The sequence below is a fragment of the Streptomyces sp. NPDC099050 genome (assembly GCF_044759865.1).
In the GTDB taxonomy this organism is placed as follows: Bacteria; Actinomycetota; Actinomycetes; order Streptomycetales; family Streptomycetaceae; genus Streptomyces.
This window is the reverse complement of the sequence record NZ_JBIWAE010000002.1, coordinates 58,389-74,203: the sequence shown is the minus strand read 5'-3', so window position 1 is coordinate 74,203 and position 15,815 is coordinate 58,389. Positions and strand designations below refer to the sequence as shown.

General features: G+C 73.9%; 15 protein-coding genes. 12 read left to right on the top strand and 3 right to left on the bottom strand.

Annotated elements, in window-relative coordinates:
- Positions 1-208: 208 nt before the first annotated feature.
- From ACIQV3_RS03370 to ACIQV3_RS03350, 5 genes are all read left to right on the top strand, one after another.
- On the top strand, positions 209-1,345 hold the full coding sequence (locus ACIQV3_RS03370; protein WP_403709294.1) for a PIG-L family deacetylase: 1,137 nt from the start codon (positions 209-211) through the stop codon (positions 1,343-1,345).
- Positions 1,346-1,594: 249 nt separating this feature from the next.
- Positions 1,595-2,620, top strand: coding sequence for a hypothetical protein (locus ACIQV3_RS03365; RefSeq protein ID WP_403709292.1), 1,026 nt, complete (start codon positions 1,595-1,597; stop codon positions 2,618-2,620).
- Between the two features lie 276 nt (positions 2,621-2,896).
- Entirely contained in the window at positions 2,897-4,990 is a 2,094-nt protein-coding gene (locus ACIQV3_RS03360) for a PIG-L family deacetylase (RefSeq protein ID WP_403709290.1), read from the top strand.
- A 138-nt stretch (positions 4,991-5,128) separates the two neighbouring features.
- Positions 5,129-5,539, top strand: coding sequence for a DUF2752 domain-containing protein (locus tag ACIQV3_RS03355; RefSeq protein WP_403709288.1), 411 nt, complete (start codon positions 5,129-5,131; stop codon positions 5,537-5,539).
- Between the two features lie 127 nt (positions 5,540-5,666).
- The gene (locus ACIQV3_RS03350; protein WP_327307024.1) at positions 5,667-5,909 is read left to right on the top strand and encodes a TM2 domain-containing protein; all 243 of its coding nucleotides are present in this window, start codon (positions 5,667-5,669) and stop codon (positions 5,907-5,909) included.
- An 84-nt stretch (positions 5,910-5,993) separates the two neighbouring features.
- Here the strand turns inward: ACIQV3_RS03350 and glnA are convergent, their stop codons facing one another.
- On the bottom strand, positions 5,994-7,355 hold the full coding sequence (gene glnA, locus ACIQV3_RS03345; protein ID WP_243329674.1) for a type I glutamate--ammonia ligase: 1,362 nt from the start codon (positions 7,353-7,355) through the stop codon (positions 5,994-5,996).
- Positions 7,356-7,527: 172 nt separating this feature from the next.
- Here glnA and ACIQV3_RS03340 point away from each other — a divergent pair, with 172 nt between their 5' ends.
- From ACIQV3_RS03340 to ACIQV3_RS03325, 4 genes are all read left to right on the top strand, one after another.
- Positions 7,528-7,929 (top strand): hypothetical protein, encoded by a 402-nt coding sequence (locus ACIQV3_RS03340; RefSeq protein WP_403709285.1) that lies wholly within the window; start codon positions 7,528-7,530, stop codon positions 7,927-7,929.
- A gap of 87 nt (positions 7,930-8,016) precedes the next feature.
- On the top strand, positions 8,017-8,670 hold the full coding sequence (locus ACIQV3_RS03335) for a DUF3105 domain-containing protein (RefSeq protein ID WP_403709283.1): 654 nt from the start codon (positions 8,017-8,019) through the stop codon (positions 8,668-8,670).
- A gap of 23 nt (positions 8,671-8,693) precedes the next feature.
- The gene (locus ACIQV3_RS03330; protein WP_403710120.1) at positions 8,694-9,383 is read left to right on the top strand and encodes a DUF305 domain-containing protein; all 690 of its coding nucleotides are present in this window, start codon (positions 8,694-8,696) and stop codon (positions 9,381-9,383) included.
- A 399-nt stretch (positions 9,384-9,782) separates the two neighbouring features.
- Positions 9,783-10,202, top strand: a complete 420-nt coding sequence (locus ACIQV3_RS03325) for a CBS domain-containing protein (protein ID WP_403709281.1) — start codon at positions 9,783-9,785, stop codon at positions 10,200-10,202.
- Between the two features lie 11 nt (positions 10,203-10,213).
- Here the strand turns inward: ACIQV3_RS03325 and ACIQV3_RS03320 are convergent, their stop codons facing one another.
- Together ACIQV3_RS03320 and ACIQV3_RS03315 are read right to left on the bottom strand one after the other, a co-directional pair.
- Positions 10,214-11,065, bottom strand: a complete 852-nt coding sequence (locus ACIQV3_RS03320; RefSeq protein WP_403709279.1) for an alpha/beta fold hydrolase — start codon at positions 11,063-11,065, stop codon at positions 10,214-10,216.
- A gap of 59 nt (positions 11,066-11,124) precedes the next feature.
- The gene (locus ACIQV3_RS03315) at positions 11,125-11,787 is read right to left on the bottom strand and encodes a DUF998 domain-containing protein (RefSeq protein ID WP_403710118.1); all 663 of its coding nucleotides are present in this window, start codon (positions 11,785-11,787) and stop codon (positions 11,125-11,127) included.
- Between the two features lie 243 nt (positions 11,788-12,030).
- Between ACIQV3_RS03315 and ACIQV3_RS03310 the strand changes: the two genes are divergently transcribed.
- From ACIQV3_RS03310 to ACIQV3_RS03300, 3 genes are all read left to right on the top strand, one after another.
- On the top strand, positions 12,031-12,564 hold the full coding sequence (locus tag ACIQV3_RS03310; RefSeq protein ID WP_403709277.1) for a hypothetical protein: 534 nt from the start codon (positions 12,031-12,033) through the stop codon (positions 12,562-12,564).
- Positions 12,565-12,654: 90 nt separating this feature from the next.
- On the top strand, positions 12,655-14,367 hold the full coding sequence (locus ACIQV3_RS03305) for a multicopper oxidase family protein (protein ID WP_403709275.1): 1,713 nt from the start codon (positions 12,655-12,657) through the stop codon (positions 14,365-14,367).
- 175 nt (positions 14,368-14,542) lie between these two features.
- Complete coding sequence (locus ACIQV3_RS03300) at positions 14,543-15,781, top strand: DUF4352 domain-containing protein (RefSeq protein WP_403709273.1); 1,239 nt, start codon at positions 14,543-14,545, stop codon at positions 15,779-15,781.
- Positions 15,782-15,815: the final 34 nt, after the last annotated feature.

Below are 15,815 nucleotides of genomic sequence, written 5' to 3'. Positions count from 1 at the left end.
GTGGGCCTGCCCTTGCCCTGGCCGGGCTTACGCGTGATGTCGCCTTCGGCGGTGTCGCCGTCGGCAGGGTCCGCGCCTGTGCCCGGGGAGAGCCTAGCCGGAGCAGGCGTTCGACTCACCGCATGCCCGATGCGGCGGATTGTCGGATTTTTGGCAGAATTGCGGCGCAATGGGGCCAGCTCCCCGCAGACAGGCCGGGAGGAGCCCGATGTCCGACCCCGAACTCCCCGCCGAGGGGCCCTGCGCCCGCCGGAACGACGGCCCCCGCGACGACCCCGCGAGCGGCCGGGGCGAAGGGCCCGCGAGCGGCCGGGGCGAAAGCCCCGCAGGCAGCCGGACCAGCGGCTCCGCCGACGGCAGGAGCGGCGGGCAGACCGACGGCAGGAGCGGCGGGGCCGCCGGCCGGGGCGGAGGGCAAGGCGGCGGCCGGACCAGCGGCCCCGCACGCGCCGGTGCCCGTACCCGGCGGGCCCGGGCGGCGGCCCGCAGGCGTCGGGGGCGGGTCCTCAAGGCCGTCGGGGCCGGTGCGGCGGCGGCTGCCGTCGGGGGGTTGCTGCTGTGGGGGAACGGGGCTCTCGACGCGCTCGTCCACCCCGGCGCCGGCGACGCCAAGGGCAAGGCGGTCGGCGCCGCCGACCCGGCGGTTCCCGCGGACCCGGGCCGGGTGCTCCAGGTCCTGGCGCATCCCGACGACGACCTCTACTTCATGAACCCGGACCTGCGGTACTCCATAGCGGCCGGCCATCCCGTCACCTCGGTCTACCTCACCTCCGGCGAAGCCGACGGGATCAACGCGGGCTCGGCCCGGGCGGCCACCACCCCGCCCGACAAACCCGCTTACGCCGAGGCCCGCCAGAACGGCATCCGCTCCGCCTACGCCCAGATGGCCACCGGCGACCGGGACAGCCCCTGGCGGCGCACGGTCGTGCCGACCGCCGGCGGCGGCCACGCCGAGCTCGACGTCCTCACGGCGAAGCCGCAGGTCAACCTGGTCTGGCTGCAGATGCGCGAGGCCGGCAACGTCTGGGCGGACCGCCCCGACAGCCTGCACGGCCCCTGGGACGGCAGGGTCCCCCGGCTGGAGTCCATGCTCGCCTCCGGGAGCCCGGTCAAGCAGCAGTTCACGTACACAAAGGACCAGGTCGTACGGAGCCTCGTCGGCATCCTGGCGCGGTACGGGCCGACCACCGTCCGCTCCCAGGACCCGACGCCCGGCCGGTTCCCCGACAGCAGGCACTACACGGACCATCAGGACCATTTCTACGGAGCCCGCTTCGTACAGGTCGCGCTCGGCGCCTACGCGAAGGAGGTCAAGGACCGTCCGCACTTCTCCGTGCAGAACTAACTCGGCTACTTCAACGGCTCGCTCCCCAGCGCCCTCGCCCCGGACGAGGCCAAGGCCAAACTGGACGTCCTGGACACGTACGCGTGGACCGACCGGCAGAACCACTGCGGCAGCGCCGTCGGCTGCGGGGACCTGAAGGTCGCCGACCACCCGGCCGGCAACCACTGGAGCTCCTCCATCAACTACGCCCGCGGCACCGCCACCTCGTGGCTGGCCTCCGACAAGGAGCACGGCCTGTGGGCGTTCCGGGTGCTCGACGGGCGGCTCGCCCTCTGGCACCGCGACGGCCTGCTCGGCCCCTGGAGCGGCCCCCGGCTGCTCCCCGGCGCCGATGGCACCGTCATGGACCAGGGCATCTCCACCGTGACGCTGGGCGACGGCAGGATCGCCGCCTTCGGCACCCGCACCTCCTTCGGCGCCCGGCCCGCCGACTACCGGCGCGAGATCGTCTACACCGTGCAGCGGACCCCCGGCTCGCGGGAGTTCGGGGAGTGGACGGTGCTCGGGACGCCGGAGACCTCCGACGAGAACTGGACCTCCGACATCAGCGCGCCCGCGGTGGCCGTCGACGGCTCCGGACAGCTCGCGGTCTACGTGCGCGACGGCGCGTACACGCTGCGCGGGCGGGTGCAGTCCCCGACCGGCGCCTGGGGCCCGTGGGACCGGTACGGCGGCTCCGACCTGCACGGCAGCCCGGCCGCGGCGACCGACGCCGCCGGCCGGCGGGTGGTCCTCGCCGCGACCACCAAGACCGTGCTGGGGTGGGCCCAGCCGAAGGCCGGCGCGCCGCTCGGCCCGGCCACCGCGACCGGGCTGCCGGCGCCGGCGCTGCCGATCACGGCGCAGGGCCGGGAGGACGGCGTACGGCTGTGGTTCCGCAAGCCGGACTCGGGCGGGGTGGCCACCGCCCTGTTCACGGGGGACGGCGGGCTGAAGGTGACGGGCCTCACCGACCTGGGCGGGCAGGCGGGCTTCGGCTCGGTGACGGCGAGCGGCCGGCTGCTGGCCGGGCGGACGGCGGGCGGGCGACTGGGCTCCGACATCGGACCGGGCGTTGGGCAGGGCGGCGGGCCGGGCGCAGGCCCGGGCCGGGCCTGGCAGCGGTCACCGCTGATGTTCGTCGGGGCGCCCTCCTCCACCCTGAACGGCAAGAGCACGGTGAACCTGGCGGTCATGGGGCTGGACGGACGGCTGTACGTGACCTCGGCGGCGGACGACCCGAACGCGCACCTGGCTCCGTGGCAGCCGGTGGGGCCGCCGAACGGCGCGCCCTGACCGCCCGGCCCGGCAGGGAGTGACGGGAACGGGACCGATCAACGCCCCCCACGGGGGCGTTTTTTGGTGCGTGCGCGCACGGGCGGCGGCCCGGCACCCCCACCCGTGACTTACGTCACGTAGGAAACATCCGCAGGCCGCGCACCCGTTGGCCGTTTCGACAAATCGGAATTCATGGCGATCCGAGTGAACCAACTTGCCCGAATTGGACTCTCACTGACTGTCCGATAGCTTCACCCGGTTCTCCCTGCCGAACGACCCAAGGCGCCGCCACCCATGCCCGTATCCCGTCGACGTTTCCTCCTCGCGACCGTGGTCCCGATGCTGACCATCGGGGTCACCGGCGCGCTCGCCGTCGCCTCCGGCCAGCAGACCGCGGCCGAGGCCGTCCCCGGAACCGGCTCCCAGCCCGCCGTCCAGGCGAGCGCCACCGGCGGGTCGATCGTCCAGATCGTCGCCCACCCGGACGACGACCTGTTCTTCATGAACCCGGACATCAGCCGCTCCCTGCTGTCCGGCACCCCGCTCACCACCCTGTACCTCACCTCCGGCGAGTCCGACGGCCGCAACCAGGCCAACGGCCGCGCGGCCAAGGACCCGGCGCAGCCCTCCGACCGCGGCCACTACGCGGAAGCCCGGCAGAACGGCATACGCGCCGCCTACGCGCAGATGGCCACCGGGGACCGCACCAGCCCGTGGCGCCGTACGGTCGTCCCCACCGCGGGCGGCGGCAACGCCGAGCTCGACGTCCTCATAGCGAAGCCGCAGGTCAACCTGGTCTGGCTGCAGATGCGCGAGGCCCGCGCCCCGCTCGCCGACAGCCCGGACAGCCTGCGCGGCCTGTGGAACGGCCGGATACCGGCGATCACCCCGCAGCTCACCGCCGGCACTCCGGTGAAACTGACGCCCGCGTACACCAAGGACCAGGTGGTGGCGGCGATATCGGGGATCCTGGAGCGGTACAAGCCGACGACGATACGGATGCAGGACCCGTCACCGGGCCGGTACCCCGGCACTGGCCGGCTCACCGACCATCAGGACCACATGTACGGGGCGCGGTTCGCGCAGGCCGCGGCCGCCTCGTACGCCGCGCGGGTCCCGTTCGGACAGCGCCCCCGCTTCACCGTGCAGAACTACGTCGGCTACCACAACGGCGCCCTGCCGCACACGCTGGACCCGCAGACGGTGCAGGCGAAGCTCGCCTACCTGAAGACGTACGCGTGGCAGGACAGGCAGGACCACTGCGGCTCGCCCTCCGGCTGCGGCGACCGCAAGGTCGCGGGCAGCCCGACCGGCCACAACTGGGCCCAGTCGCTGCGGTACGCGCGCGGCGACCACTCCTCCTGGCTGGTGCAGGGCACGACCGGCCGGCTGTACGCCTTCGGCGTCCTCGACGGACAGATGGCCGTCTGGAACCGCGGGGCCGGCACCGGCCCCGGCGCCGCCTGGCAGGGCCCCGCCCTGCTGCCGGGCACCGGCATCGACCCGGGCGCGACCACCGCGCGCTTCCCCGACGGGCGCGTGGCCGTCTTCGCCACCCGCACCGGCTTCGGCCCCCGGCCGCAGGACTACCGGCGCGAGATCGTCTACGCCGCCCAGTCCACGCCCGGCGGTCCGTTCGGGGCCTGGGTCGCGCTCGGCACCCCGGAGCCCAAGGACGACCCCAGCACCTCCTCGATCAGCGCGCCCTCGGCGGTCGCCGGTCCGGACGGGCTGCTGACGGTGTACGTCCGCGACTCCCGGCGCACCCTGCGCGCCCGCGCCCAGGAGCCCTCGGGCGCCTTCGGCGGCTGGCAGCAGCTGGGGGGCGCCGACCTCCAGTCCGACCCGGTGACGGCCACCGACTCCGCGGGGCGCCGTCACGTCTACGCCGCCACCACCCAGTCGGTGCTGGCCTGGATCCAGCCCGCCCCGGGCGCGCCCCTGGCCGGCCCCTTCCCGACCGGGCTCCCGGCCACCACCGTCCCCCTCACCGGCACCCCGGAAGGGGCGGGTGTCCGCCTGTACTTCCGGCGCCCCGACTCGGGGGTCGTCCGCACGGCCCTGGTCACGGCGGCGCCCGGCGCGCCGAAGCCCATCGTCTCCAGCGTCATGGAGGCCGGCGGCCGGGCGGGCTACGGCGCCGTGGGCGTGGCGGGCCGCCTCATCACGGGCCGCGCCGACCAGGGCACCGTCGCCGCGACGGGCCTCGGCGGCCCGCCGGCGTGGACGGAGTCCCGGATGCTCTACGCGGGCGCCCCGGCGGGCATCCAGGAACCGGGCGGCGCGACGACCCTCGCGGTCCTCGGCCTGGACGCCGAACTCCACGTCACCACTCCCACCGCCGGCGCGAGCCGCACCGCCTGGTACCGCGCGGTACCTCCGGCGTAGCCGGGAGCGGGCCGGGGCCACCCGGCCCCCGGCGGACCCGCGGTGCGAGGATGGCCCTCCAGTCGCTCACACGCGACCACGTGCGGGCACGTGCGAGTACGTGCGAGTAGGTGCGAGTACGTCAAGGAGAGAGCACCCATGTCGGCCGACCTGCCGCGCACCTCGCTGCTCCGTCGGCCGGCGGCAGCCCCGATCGCCTCCCTCGCCGTGCTGGGCGCGGGAGCCGCGTACCTCTGGGGCACCAATCCGCACGAGCCCGGCCACTGGCTTCCCCGCTGCCCTTTCAACTGGCTGACGGGCCTGCTCTGTCCCGCCTGCGGCGCCAGCCGGATGTGTTACGACCTGCTGCACGGCGACTTCGTCGCGGCCTTCCACGACAACGCGGTGCTGTTCCTGCTGGGGCTGCCGCTCGCCCTCTTCCTCTACGCCCGCTGGGTCACCGAAGGCCTCCGCGGGCGTAAGTACCACCCGGCGATCGGGGTCCGGGGACGGACTGCGATCGTTGGGGTCGCCCTGACCTGGGCGGTTGTCCGAAATACGGTCATGTGATCACGAGTTGATCACGTTGCGGGCCGCTGGGCAACCATCGACAGCCGTCGCAGGTCAGTACTTCCGCTACGACCGGCGGTCGTGGCACACGTCCCCGCTGAACAGCAGTTTCACTAGGAGCTTTTGCATGTCCCAGAACATCGCCCCGAACGGTCAGCCGTACTCCGACAAGTCCAAGCTGGTGGCCGGCCTGCTGCAGATCTTCCTCGGCGGCCTCGGCATCGGCCGCTTCTACACCGGCCACACCGGCATGGCCATCGCCCAGCTGCTCACCTGCGGCGGCCTCGGCGTCTGGGCCCTGATCGACGGCATCCTGTTCCTCGTCAAGGACGACCGCACCGACAAGGCGGGCCGCGTGCTGCGCGCCTGACGTGCCCGGTAACGCCGTACGGCCGGCCCCCTCTTGACCGAGGGGGCCGGCCGTACGCGTATGCGCCCTGATCCGCTCCGCGGGTTACAGGACCGGCATCATCTTGCGGAGTTCGAAGGCCGTGACCTCGCTGCGGTACTCCTCCCACTCCTGCTTCTTGTTGCGGAGGAAGAAGTCGAAGACGTGCTCTCCGAGGGTTTCGGCGACCAGTTCGCTGCGTTCCATCAGGGCGATGGCCTCGCCGAGGTTCTGCGGGAGGGGTTCGATGCCCATCGCGCGGCGTTCCGCGTCGGAGAGGGCCCAGACGTCGTCGTCGGCGCCGGCCGGGAGCTCGTAGCCCTCCTCGATGCCCTTGAGGCCCGCGGCCAGCAGGACGGCGTACGTGAGGTACGGGTTGGCGCCCGAGTCGATCGAGCGGACCTCCACGCGGGAGGAGCCCGTCTTGCCCGGCTTGTACATCGGGACGCGGATCAGGGCCGAACGGTTGTTGTGGCCCCAGCAGATGTACGAGGGGGCCTCGCCGCCGGAGCCGGCGGTGCGCGAGGAGCCGCCCCAGATGCGCTTGTAGGAGTTCACCCACTGGTTGGTGACCGCGGCCGTCTCGGCGGCGTGCTTGAGCAGGCCCGCGATGAAGGAGCGGCCGACCTTGGAGAGCTGGTACTCGGCGCCCGACTCGTAGAAGGCGTTGCGGTCGCCCTCGAAGAGGGAGAGGTGGGTGTGCATGCCCGAACCGGGGTACTCCGAGAACGGCTTCGGCATGAAGGTGGCCTGGACGCCCTGCTCCAGGGCGACCTGCTTCATGACCAGGCGGAAGGTCATGATGTTGTCGGCCGTCGAGAGGGCGTCGGCGTAGCGCAGGTCGATCTCCTGCTGGCCGGGGGCGCCCTCGTGGTGGCTGAACTCGACCGAGATGCCCATGGATTCGAGCATCGTGATCGCCTGGCGGCGGAAGTCCATGCCGACGTTCTGCGGGGTGTGGTCGAAATAGCCCGAGTTGTCGGCCGGGGTGGGCCGGGTGCCGTCCAGCGGCTTGTCCTTCAGCAGGAAGAACTCGATCTCCGGGTGGGTGTAGAAGGTGAAGCCCAGGTCGGAGGTCTTGTTCAGGATGCGCTTGAGGACGTACCGCGGGTCCGCGTAGGAGGGCGAGCCGTCCGGCATCAGGATGTCGCAGAACATCCGCGCCGTTCCGGGGGCCTCCGCACGCCACGGCAGTATCTGGAAGGTGCTCGGGTCCGGCTTGGCGATCATGTCGGACTCGTAGACCCGCGCGAACCCCTCGATCGCCGAGCCGTCGAACCCGATGCCCTCGTCAAAGGCCTGCTCCAGCTCCGCGGGCGCGACCGCTACGGACTTCAGGAAGCCCAGTACGTCGGTGAACCACAGGCGCACGAAGCGGATGTCGCGCTCCTCGAGCGTCCGGAGGACGAATTCCTGCTGCTTGTCCATGGCTTCATCCTCGCAGTTCAGGCGGCCTGTGCACCACTGCCGCGAGGGCACGGGCACAGTCGGGCCGCCCCAGTATCGCCAGCGGTGGTTTCCGCCAGATTACGCACCCCGGAAAGCCGGTGGCACCCCCGCACTGACCTTGGGCAGGTCATGAGCATTACCATCGGCGCCCATGGGGGGCCATGCGCGGGACGAGCGGGGACGTCGGAGACGTCCGCTGCTCCGGCGTGCCGCCCTCCTGATGGCCTTCGGGGTGCTGGCGGGCACGGCGTTCCTGTGCCGGGCCGGCGTCGCCGGGGATCCGGCCGCCGCCGGCCCCGGTGCGCGCGCCGGGCACGCCGCCCACACCGCCGGTGCGCACCGCGCCGTCTGCGTGGCGCCGTACGACCGGCCCGGCTGCTCCCCGCTCTCGCACGTCCTGCCCGGACTGCTGCCCCCGGCGCCGCCCGCGGTCCCGGTGGCCGGCGGGGCGCCGGCGCCCGCCGCGCAGCCGGGAGCGGCGCAGGGCATCCGGCCCCCTTCGGCGCTCGCGCGCGGCCCCGACCTGTACGCCCTCCAGGTGCTGCGGACCTGACCGGTCCCGGTCCGGCAGCGCTCACGCGGCGCTCGCTCGGGCAGTGCGTTCTCCACCCCACCCCCCTCAGCAAAAGGATTCAGGGCCATGGCCAGCAGGAAGTCCGAAACCAACAGCTCCCGCCAGGCGCGGATAGCCGAGATGCGCCGCGCCGACCAGTCGCGCGACCGGCGCAACAAGGCCATCGCGATCACCGCGTCGGCCGCCATCGTCACCGGGCTCATCGGCTTCGGCGCCTGGGTGATGATCGACCAGCAGAACAAGAAGGAAGCCGAAGAGGCCCGTCTCAAGGCGCCGGTCGCCGGCGAGCAGAGCTGGGACGCCGCGAAGCTCGGCCGCAAGCACGTCGAGACCGCGGTGAAGTACGAGATGACCCCGCCGGTGGGCGGGGACCACAACCCGCGCTGGATGAACTGCAACGGCGACGTGTACAAGAACCCGATCCCCGAGATCAATGCCGTGCACTCGCTGGAGCACGGCGCCGTGTGGGTGACGTACAACGAGAAGGCCGCCCCGGCCGACGTCGAGAAGCTCGCCGCCACGGTGTCCAAGCGCCCGTACACGCTGATGAGCCCCGTCAAGGAGCAGGCCGGCGCGATCATGCTCAGCGCGTGGGGCAAGCAGCTGACCGTGGACAAGGCGGGCGACGCCCGCGTGGCGGCGTTCCTCACCAAATACGTGACGGGCCCGCAGACCCCCGAGCCGGGCGCGGCCTGCACGAACGGGCTGGCCGACAAGTGACCCGTACGTCCGGCAAGGGCTCCGTGACCCGTACGTACTGGGCCGCGGGCACGGCCGTGGGCCTGGCGCTGCTCTTCGCGGTGGGGGCCACGGTCGCCACCGCGGGGGGCGCCGATTCCGCCCCCGCGTCCTCCCGTACGCCGGGGCTCTACTCCGCCGACGCGGGCTTCGCCCGGGACATGGCGGTGCACCACCAGCAGGCGGTGGAGATGTCCTTCATCGTGCGCGACCGCACGAAGGACGAGCCGGTGCGGGTCCTCGCCTACGACATCGCCAACACCCAGGCCAACCAGCGCGGCATGCTGCTGGGCTGGCTGGACATGTGGGGCCTGCCGAAGGTCGTGGCCGACGAGCCGCCGATGTCCTGGATGGGGACGGACGGCTCCGGGCACGGCGGCACGGCGGGCCATTCCATGGGCGGGGGGGCCGGGGTCGTCACCAAGCCCGGCGCGCTGATGCCCGGCATGGCCACCAAGGAGGACCTGGCGCGGCTCGGCTCCGCCGAGGGCCGGGAGGCCGAGGTGCTCTACCTGCGGCTGATGACCGACCACCACAAGGGCGGCGTCGCCATGGCCGAGGGATGCGCCGCCCAGTGCGCCAACCCTGCCGAGCGGGCACTGGCCCAGGGCATGGCCGACGCCCAGCAGTCGGAACTCCAGCTGATGGCCGACATGCTGAAGCAGCGCGGAGCGGAGCCGCCGGCCGCGGGGTGACCCGCTGTCCCCGAGCGGCACCGCCGCCTGGGGCTCCGCGCCTCGAACGCCGGCGGGCTGGAAGATCCAGCCTCGCCGGCGTTGAGGCGCGGGGTCCGGGGCGCAGCCCCAGGGGGTCCGGGGCGCAGCCCCAGGGGGTCCGGGCGCAGCCCGGGCCCCTTCCAGCCCGTCCGGCGTTTGAGGACCGGGTCCGGGCCGGCCCGGGGAACGGTGGAAGGGCGGGTAGGGGACAGCCCCGCAGGGCCCCCGCACCGGATGGCCGCACCCGCGCGGGGTCACCCGTTCGGCCCCCTCCCGACCCCGCCGACTCGCGGGGGCCGAACGGGCGAATGAGGATGAGGACGCCGAGGCTGGCGCAGCCGCGCCCGGCCGCTACGGCGTGCTCAGGAGGTTTACGCGATGACCACCGCCGGAGACATCATGCACCCCGGGGCCCAGTGGATCCCCGCCACCGAGACCCTGGACCGGGCCGCTCAGCTGATGAGCCGCCTCAATGTGGGCGCGCTGCCCATCAGCGACTCCAACGAACGCCTCTGCGGCATCCTGACCGACCGCGACATCGTCATCGGCTGTGTGGCCAAGGGCCACGACCCGTCGAAGATCACGGCCGGCGACATGGCCCAGGGCACCCCGCGCTGGATCGACGCGGGCGCGGACGTCTCCGAGGTGCTGGAGGAGATGCAGAGCCACCAGATCCGCCGGCTCCCCGTCATCGACAACAAGCGGCTCGTCGGGATGATCAGCGAGGCCGATCTGGCCAAGCACCTGTCGGAGGAGCAGATAGCCGGCTGGGCCGAGAAGGTCTACGCCCGCAGCTGACCGGGCCGCAGTCACCCCGCGTACAGGACCGCCCGCGCCACTTGGTGCGGGCGGTCCGGCATGACCAGGTGTCCGGCGGGCTCCGCGACCACGAACCGGGCGCCCAGCGCGTCCGCCAGCGCCGCCTGGCGGCCCAGCCAGGCCAGGTCGGGGCGGCGCGCACCGGGGTCGTGGCCGGCCAGGACGGTGGCGGGCGCGGTCAGCGGCAGCTCCGCGCGCAGCGTCAGCAGCTCGGCGGCCGCGTCGGGGTAGCGGGCGTTCTCCAGCAGGGCTCCGCGCCAGACCCGGCCGGTCCGGTAGCAGCGCCGTACGAGCTCGGGCGGAGCCTGGTCCCCGCCGCCCGCGCGGGAGGCCCGTACGGCGGTGCGCCGGGCCCAGGGCCCCAGCGCGGCCGGCAGCCCGACGGCGGTCACGGCCCGGCCGAGCACCCGGGCGGCGCCGGTGCGCACCCCGGCGGGCAGGACCGTACGGGGCGGCCGCTCCTCCACGCTGCTGTCGACCAGCACCAGGGCGGCGGTGCGCCCGGGGTACAGGCGGGCGAAGGCCTCGGCGTGGAACCCGGCCAGGGAGTGCCCGGCCACGGTGACCCGCTCGGCGCCCAGCCCCAGCGCGTCCAGCAGCCCGGCGATCCGGTGCGCCTCCCCGGCGGCGCTCGGCGGCCGCGCGGCGGGGCCGCTCAGCCCGTGCCCGGGCCGGTCGAAGCGGACGACGGTGCGGCCCGCGGCGACGAGCAGCTCCGCCACGGGGTCCCAGTCGAACCAGGCCATGGCGAGCCCGGCGCTGAGGACGACCGGCGGTCCGGAGCCCTCCACGAGGACGTGCAGCGGCACCCCGTCAGCGGCGGGGCCGGCGGAGAGGCGCACGAACCTTCCGGGGGCGGGCGCGGGGGCAGGCGCGGGGGCGGGGGCGGCCGGGCGTCCGCTCACGTACGGCGTTCCCGGTGGACGGAGTACGCGAGCAGGCCCAGCCAGACCGCCACCAGCAGCACCTGGAGCCGCTGCCCGGCGCCGAGTGCCCAGGTGCCGTGCCCGGCGGTGAACAGGGCGATGGAGACCAGGGTCCAGACGGTGGCGAGCAGTTCGAGCACGACGAGCCCGGGACCGAACCGCGCGAGCGGGGCGAAGAGGCCGTAGCGGCGGGCGGCGAGCGTGAGGGCCACGATCCCGACGAGCGCTCCCGTCATGGCGAGACTGCTGCTGACGGCGTGCGCCTGATGGGTGGCGGGGACCAGCCCGGCGGTCTCCCGCGCCGCGCATTCGGGGTCCACGGTCGGCGTGCAGCTCAGCGGCAGCCAGGCGTCCGCCGCGGTGGAGGCGCCGAAGAGGGTGATCCCGGACCAGCCGGCGACGGACCAGAGGCGGCGGGGTTCGACGCGTCGGGCGAGGCGGAGCAGGGCCAGGAGGCCGCCGAGGAAGACGAGGAGGCCGGCGGTGAAGTCGGTGGCCCGGAACAGGCCGCCGAGCGGCTGGTCCTGGGCCGCGAGCTCGCTGACGTACGTCTCGATGGGGTTGAGGCCCGTGGAGAGGACGACTTCGAGGACCCACGCGGTGTAGGTGGCGGCGCCCAGCCCGATGAGGAGGGCCACGGAGCGGACACCGGTCCGGGACGTGGGGGAGGGACCCGTCGCGGCGGAGGAGCTGTTCACGGACTTCCAGGATCTCCGGGACTTCACGGGCTTCAGGTGCTTGAGCGGTTTCAGTCGATTCGACGGATTCGATGGATTCGACTGACTCAGCTGCGGGCCATTTGTGGACATAGTGTGACTAATCCTAAACGCGGCCGGGCCCGGTCCATCGGTCGGATACCCACCCCGGGTAGGGTTCCGCCCATGACCCGCCCCGCCTCGCGCACCCAGCGACCAGCAGTCCGGTGGCCCCGGCTGCTGCTGTTCGCCGCGCTGCTGCTGGGCATCGCGAGCATGCACACCCTGGGCCATCCGACGCGGGCCCACGCCATGGAGGACGTGCCGTCGGTCCGTTTCGTTCCCCGGGGCGGCCATACGCCGTCCGGGGCGGCGCACGGCGGCCGACCGGACACGGCGCATGGCATGGCGCGGGACACCGCGCAGGACACGGCGTCGGCGTCGGCGGCCCAGTCGCACACGACGGCCCCGGTCGTCACCGCCGCCACCCCCGTCGCCGCCTTCGGGGCCCCGGGCCCGCGGCACACCGGCATGGACCCCATGTCCGTGTGTCTCGCCGTACTCGGAGCCCTCACCCTGCTGGTCCTCGGAGCCGGACTGGCCGGCCCGCGCCGTACCGCGCCGCTCGGGGGCGCGGCACGCGCGCCGGGCCGGTCCGGCGGCCCCGACCCGCCACCACCCCGCGAACTGCTCACCCTGCTGACGGTGCTGCGCGTATAGGCCGGGCTCCGTCGTCGCCCCCGCATGCCTCCGGGGCGGCGGCAGACGGTGCCCACCTGCCTGCCCCACACCATCACGAGGTGTTCCGCCATGCGCTCTTCTTCCGCGCGCTCTCCCCTGTCCCCTTCCGCCCCCTCCTCCGACTCCCCCTCGCCCCACTCCCACTCCCCCTCCCGGCGCGCCGTCCTAGGTGCCGGCGCCGCCCTCGCCGGCTCCGGGCTGCTCGCCGCCTGTTCGGGCTCCGGCATGGCCGGCATGGACCACGGAGCCGGCTCCACGGGCAAGGGGTCCCCCGCCCCCGCCCCCGGCGGTTACGTGGACCCGTCCGGCGCCGAGGTCCGGGCCGCCGAGGCCGCCCGCAAGGCCACCGGGCCCGTCACCAAGGTCCGGCTGACGGCCACCGCCACTCCGCTCGACCTCGGCGCCGGCCGTACCGTCCGCTCGTGGGCGTACGGGGACCGGCTCCCGGGCCAAGAGGTACGGGCCACCGCGGGCGGCACCCTCGCCCTGACCCTGGCCAACAACCTCCCCGAAGCCACCTCCCTGCACTGGCACGGACTGGCACTGCGCAACGACATGGACGGGGTACCGGGGCTGACCCAGCGGGACATCGCCCCGGGCGGCTCGTTCGCGTACGAGTTCGCCGTCCCGCACCCCGGGACGTACTGGTTCCACCCGCACTCCGGGGTCCAGCAGGACCGCGGCCTGTACGCACCGCTGATCGTCGAGGACCCCAAGGAGCCCCTCTCCTACGACAAGGAGTGGGTGGTCGTGCTCGACGACTGGCTCGACGGGGTCGACGGCTCGACGCCCGACGCCGTGCTCGGCGAACTCCGCAAGGGCATGGACATGAGCCCGGACGGCGGCGGCCACTCGGGCCACGGCTCCGGCTCCGGCTCCGGCTCCGGCCACGGCTCCGGCTCCCAAGCCACGGGCACGCCCGCACCCGCCGCGAGCGGCGGCCCGTCCCGGGTCCTCATGGGCGGAGTCAGCGAGGTGCTCGGCAAGGACCCGGGCGATGTCGCGTACCCGCACTACCTGGTCAACGGCCGCACCCCCGAAGACCCTTCGGTCTTCACCGCCCGCCCCGGCGACCGGATCCGGCTCCGGATCATCAACGCGGGCGGGGACACCGCCTTCCGGATCGCCCTGGGCGGCCACGAGTTCACGGTCACCCACACCGACGGCTTCCCCGTGGAGCACGCGGCCGCCCGCTCACTGCTGCTGGGCATGGGCGAGCGGTACGACGTCCTGGTGACGGCGGGCGACGGGGTGTTCCCGCTGACCGCGCTCGCCGAGGGCAAGGGTGACGCGGCGTCGGCGCTCGCGGTGTTGCGCACCGGTTCGGGGGCGGCGCCGACCGCCGCGACCCGGCCCGCCGAACTGTCCGGGCGGCCCCTGACGGCGGACGCGCTGAAGGCCGCGGAGCCGGTGGCCCTGGCCGCGCGCGAACCGGACCGCACGGTGCGGATCAAACTGACCGGCGGAATGGCGAAGTACGACTGGGCCTTCGACGGCAAGCCCTACGCTCCGGACCAGCGGCACCCGGTGAAGGCGGGGGAACGGGTCCGGCTGGAGTTCGACAATTCCACAACGATGTGGCACCCGCTCCACCTCCACGGACACACCTTCGCCCTCGGCGGCGGGGCGGGCGGAGCCCGCAAGGACACGGCGGTGGTCCTGCCGAAGGAGAGGCTGACGGTGGACTTCGACGCCGACAATCCCGGTCTGTGGATGGTGCATTGCCACAACGTGTACCACTCGGAGGCCGGGATGATGACCGTGCTCGGCTACCGGCGCTAGCCGGATCCCGCCCCTGACCGGCCGGTGGCGCGCCCTCCCGCGCGCCACCGGCGGCCCTTCCGCGGGGGCTCCGGGGGGTCTCCGCGGGGCCGAAATACCCGGTGGGGGACCCGGATTCCATGACAGGCTGGTGATCGTCACGCGCCGATTGCGAACTGAAGGACTCCCCGCCGGTATGAGCACCCCGCCGAACCCGCCCAGCACCCCGTCCGGCCCGCCGACGGAGCCCGCGGGCACGCCCGTACCCGAGGCGCCGGCTCCCATACCGGCGCCCGCGCAGCCCCTGTCCCTCGACAAGCTCCCGGCCCTGACACCGTCCCAGCCCCTCACCCCCGCCCCGGCCCTGACCGGGACGGCGGCGGAGGCCCCGGCCGAGCCCGCGGACGCCGTCCCGGCGACCCCCGCCGCCGCCCCCGCGCCCGCCCCCGGCGCCTTCGCTCCGGTCACCCCCGCCCCGGCGGGGGCGACAGCTCCCCCGGCGCCCGCGTGGGGAGCCCCGTACGGCGCTCCGGGCGCGCCCGGAGCACCCGCCCCCGGCAACCCCTGGGCCGCGCCCGCCGACGGCTACGGCGCCGGCTACCCCGGCGGCCCGCAGGGGCCCGGCTTCCCGCCGCCCCCGCCCGCCACGAACGGCCTGGCCCTCGCCGCCCTGCTCCTCGGACTGTTCGGCATCTTCGTCGGCCTGATCCCCTTCTTCTTCTGGGCCGGCGCCCTCCTCGCGGTGACCGGCGTCGGCCTGGGCATCGCGGCCGTCGTCAAGTCCCGCAAGGGAGCTCCCCGCGGCGCGATGGCCGTGATCGGCACCTCGCTCGCCGTCCTCGGCCTCGGCGCTTCCGTCGGCGGCTGGTTCATCACCGCGCGCGTCATCGACGAGATCGACAAGAGCGTCGCCGACAACCGCTCGCGCTACGACTACGACTCCGATTACGACTACGACTACGACTACGAGTCGGACTCCCCCGCCACCCCGACGGCCCCCGCCCCCAAGCCCTCGCCCTCCGACATCCCGGGCAGGACCTCGGCCCTGGCCTGGGGCAAGCCCTACGCCTACGAGGACGGGGTCCAGGTCACCGTGCAGAGCGCGGTCCCGTACAAGCCGTCCTCGACGGCCATCCCGGACGAGGCCCGCAACGGCAACGCGGTCAAGGTGAAGGTGAAGATCGTCAACAACTCGGGGGCCGCGCTCGACGTCAGCCTGTCCCTGCCGCACGCCCGCGACGACCAGGGGACGGAGGCCGAGATGGTCTTCGACGGCACCGTGCCGAAGATGTTCAAGGGCTCGGTCCTGGCCGGCGAGTCGATGACCGGCACCTTCGCCTTCATCGTGCCCGAGGGCACCAAGAGCCTGCACTTCGAGATCGCGCCCGGCGTCGAGTACGACGAGGCGATCTGGAGCGGTCCGATCGGCCGCTGAACCGGCGCGGCTCCGGACGACTCCGGCGACTCCC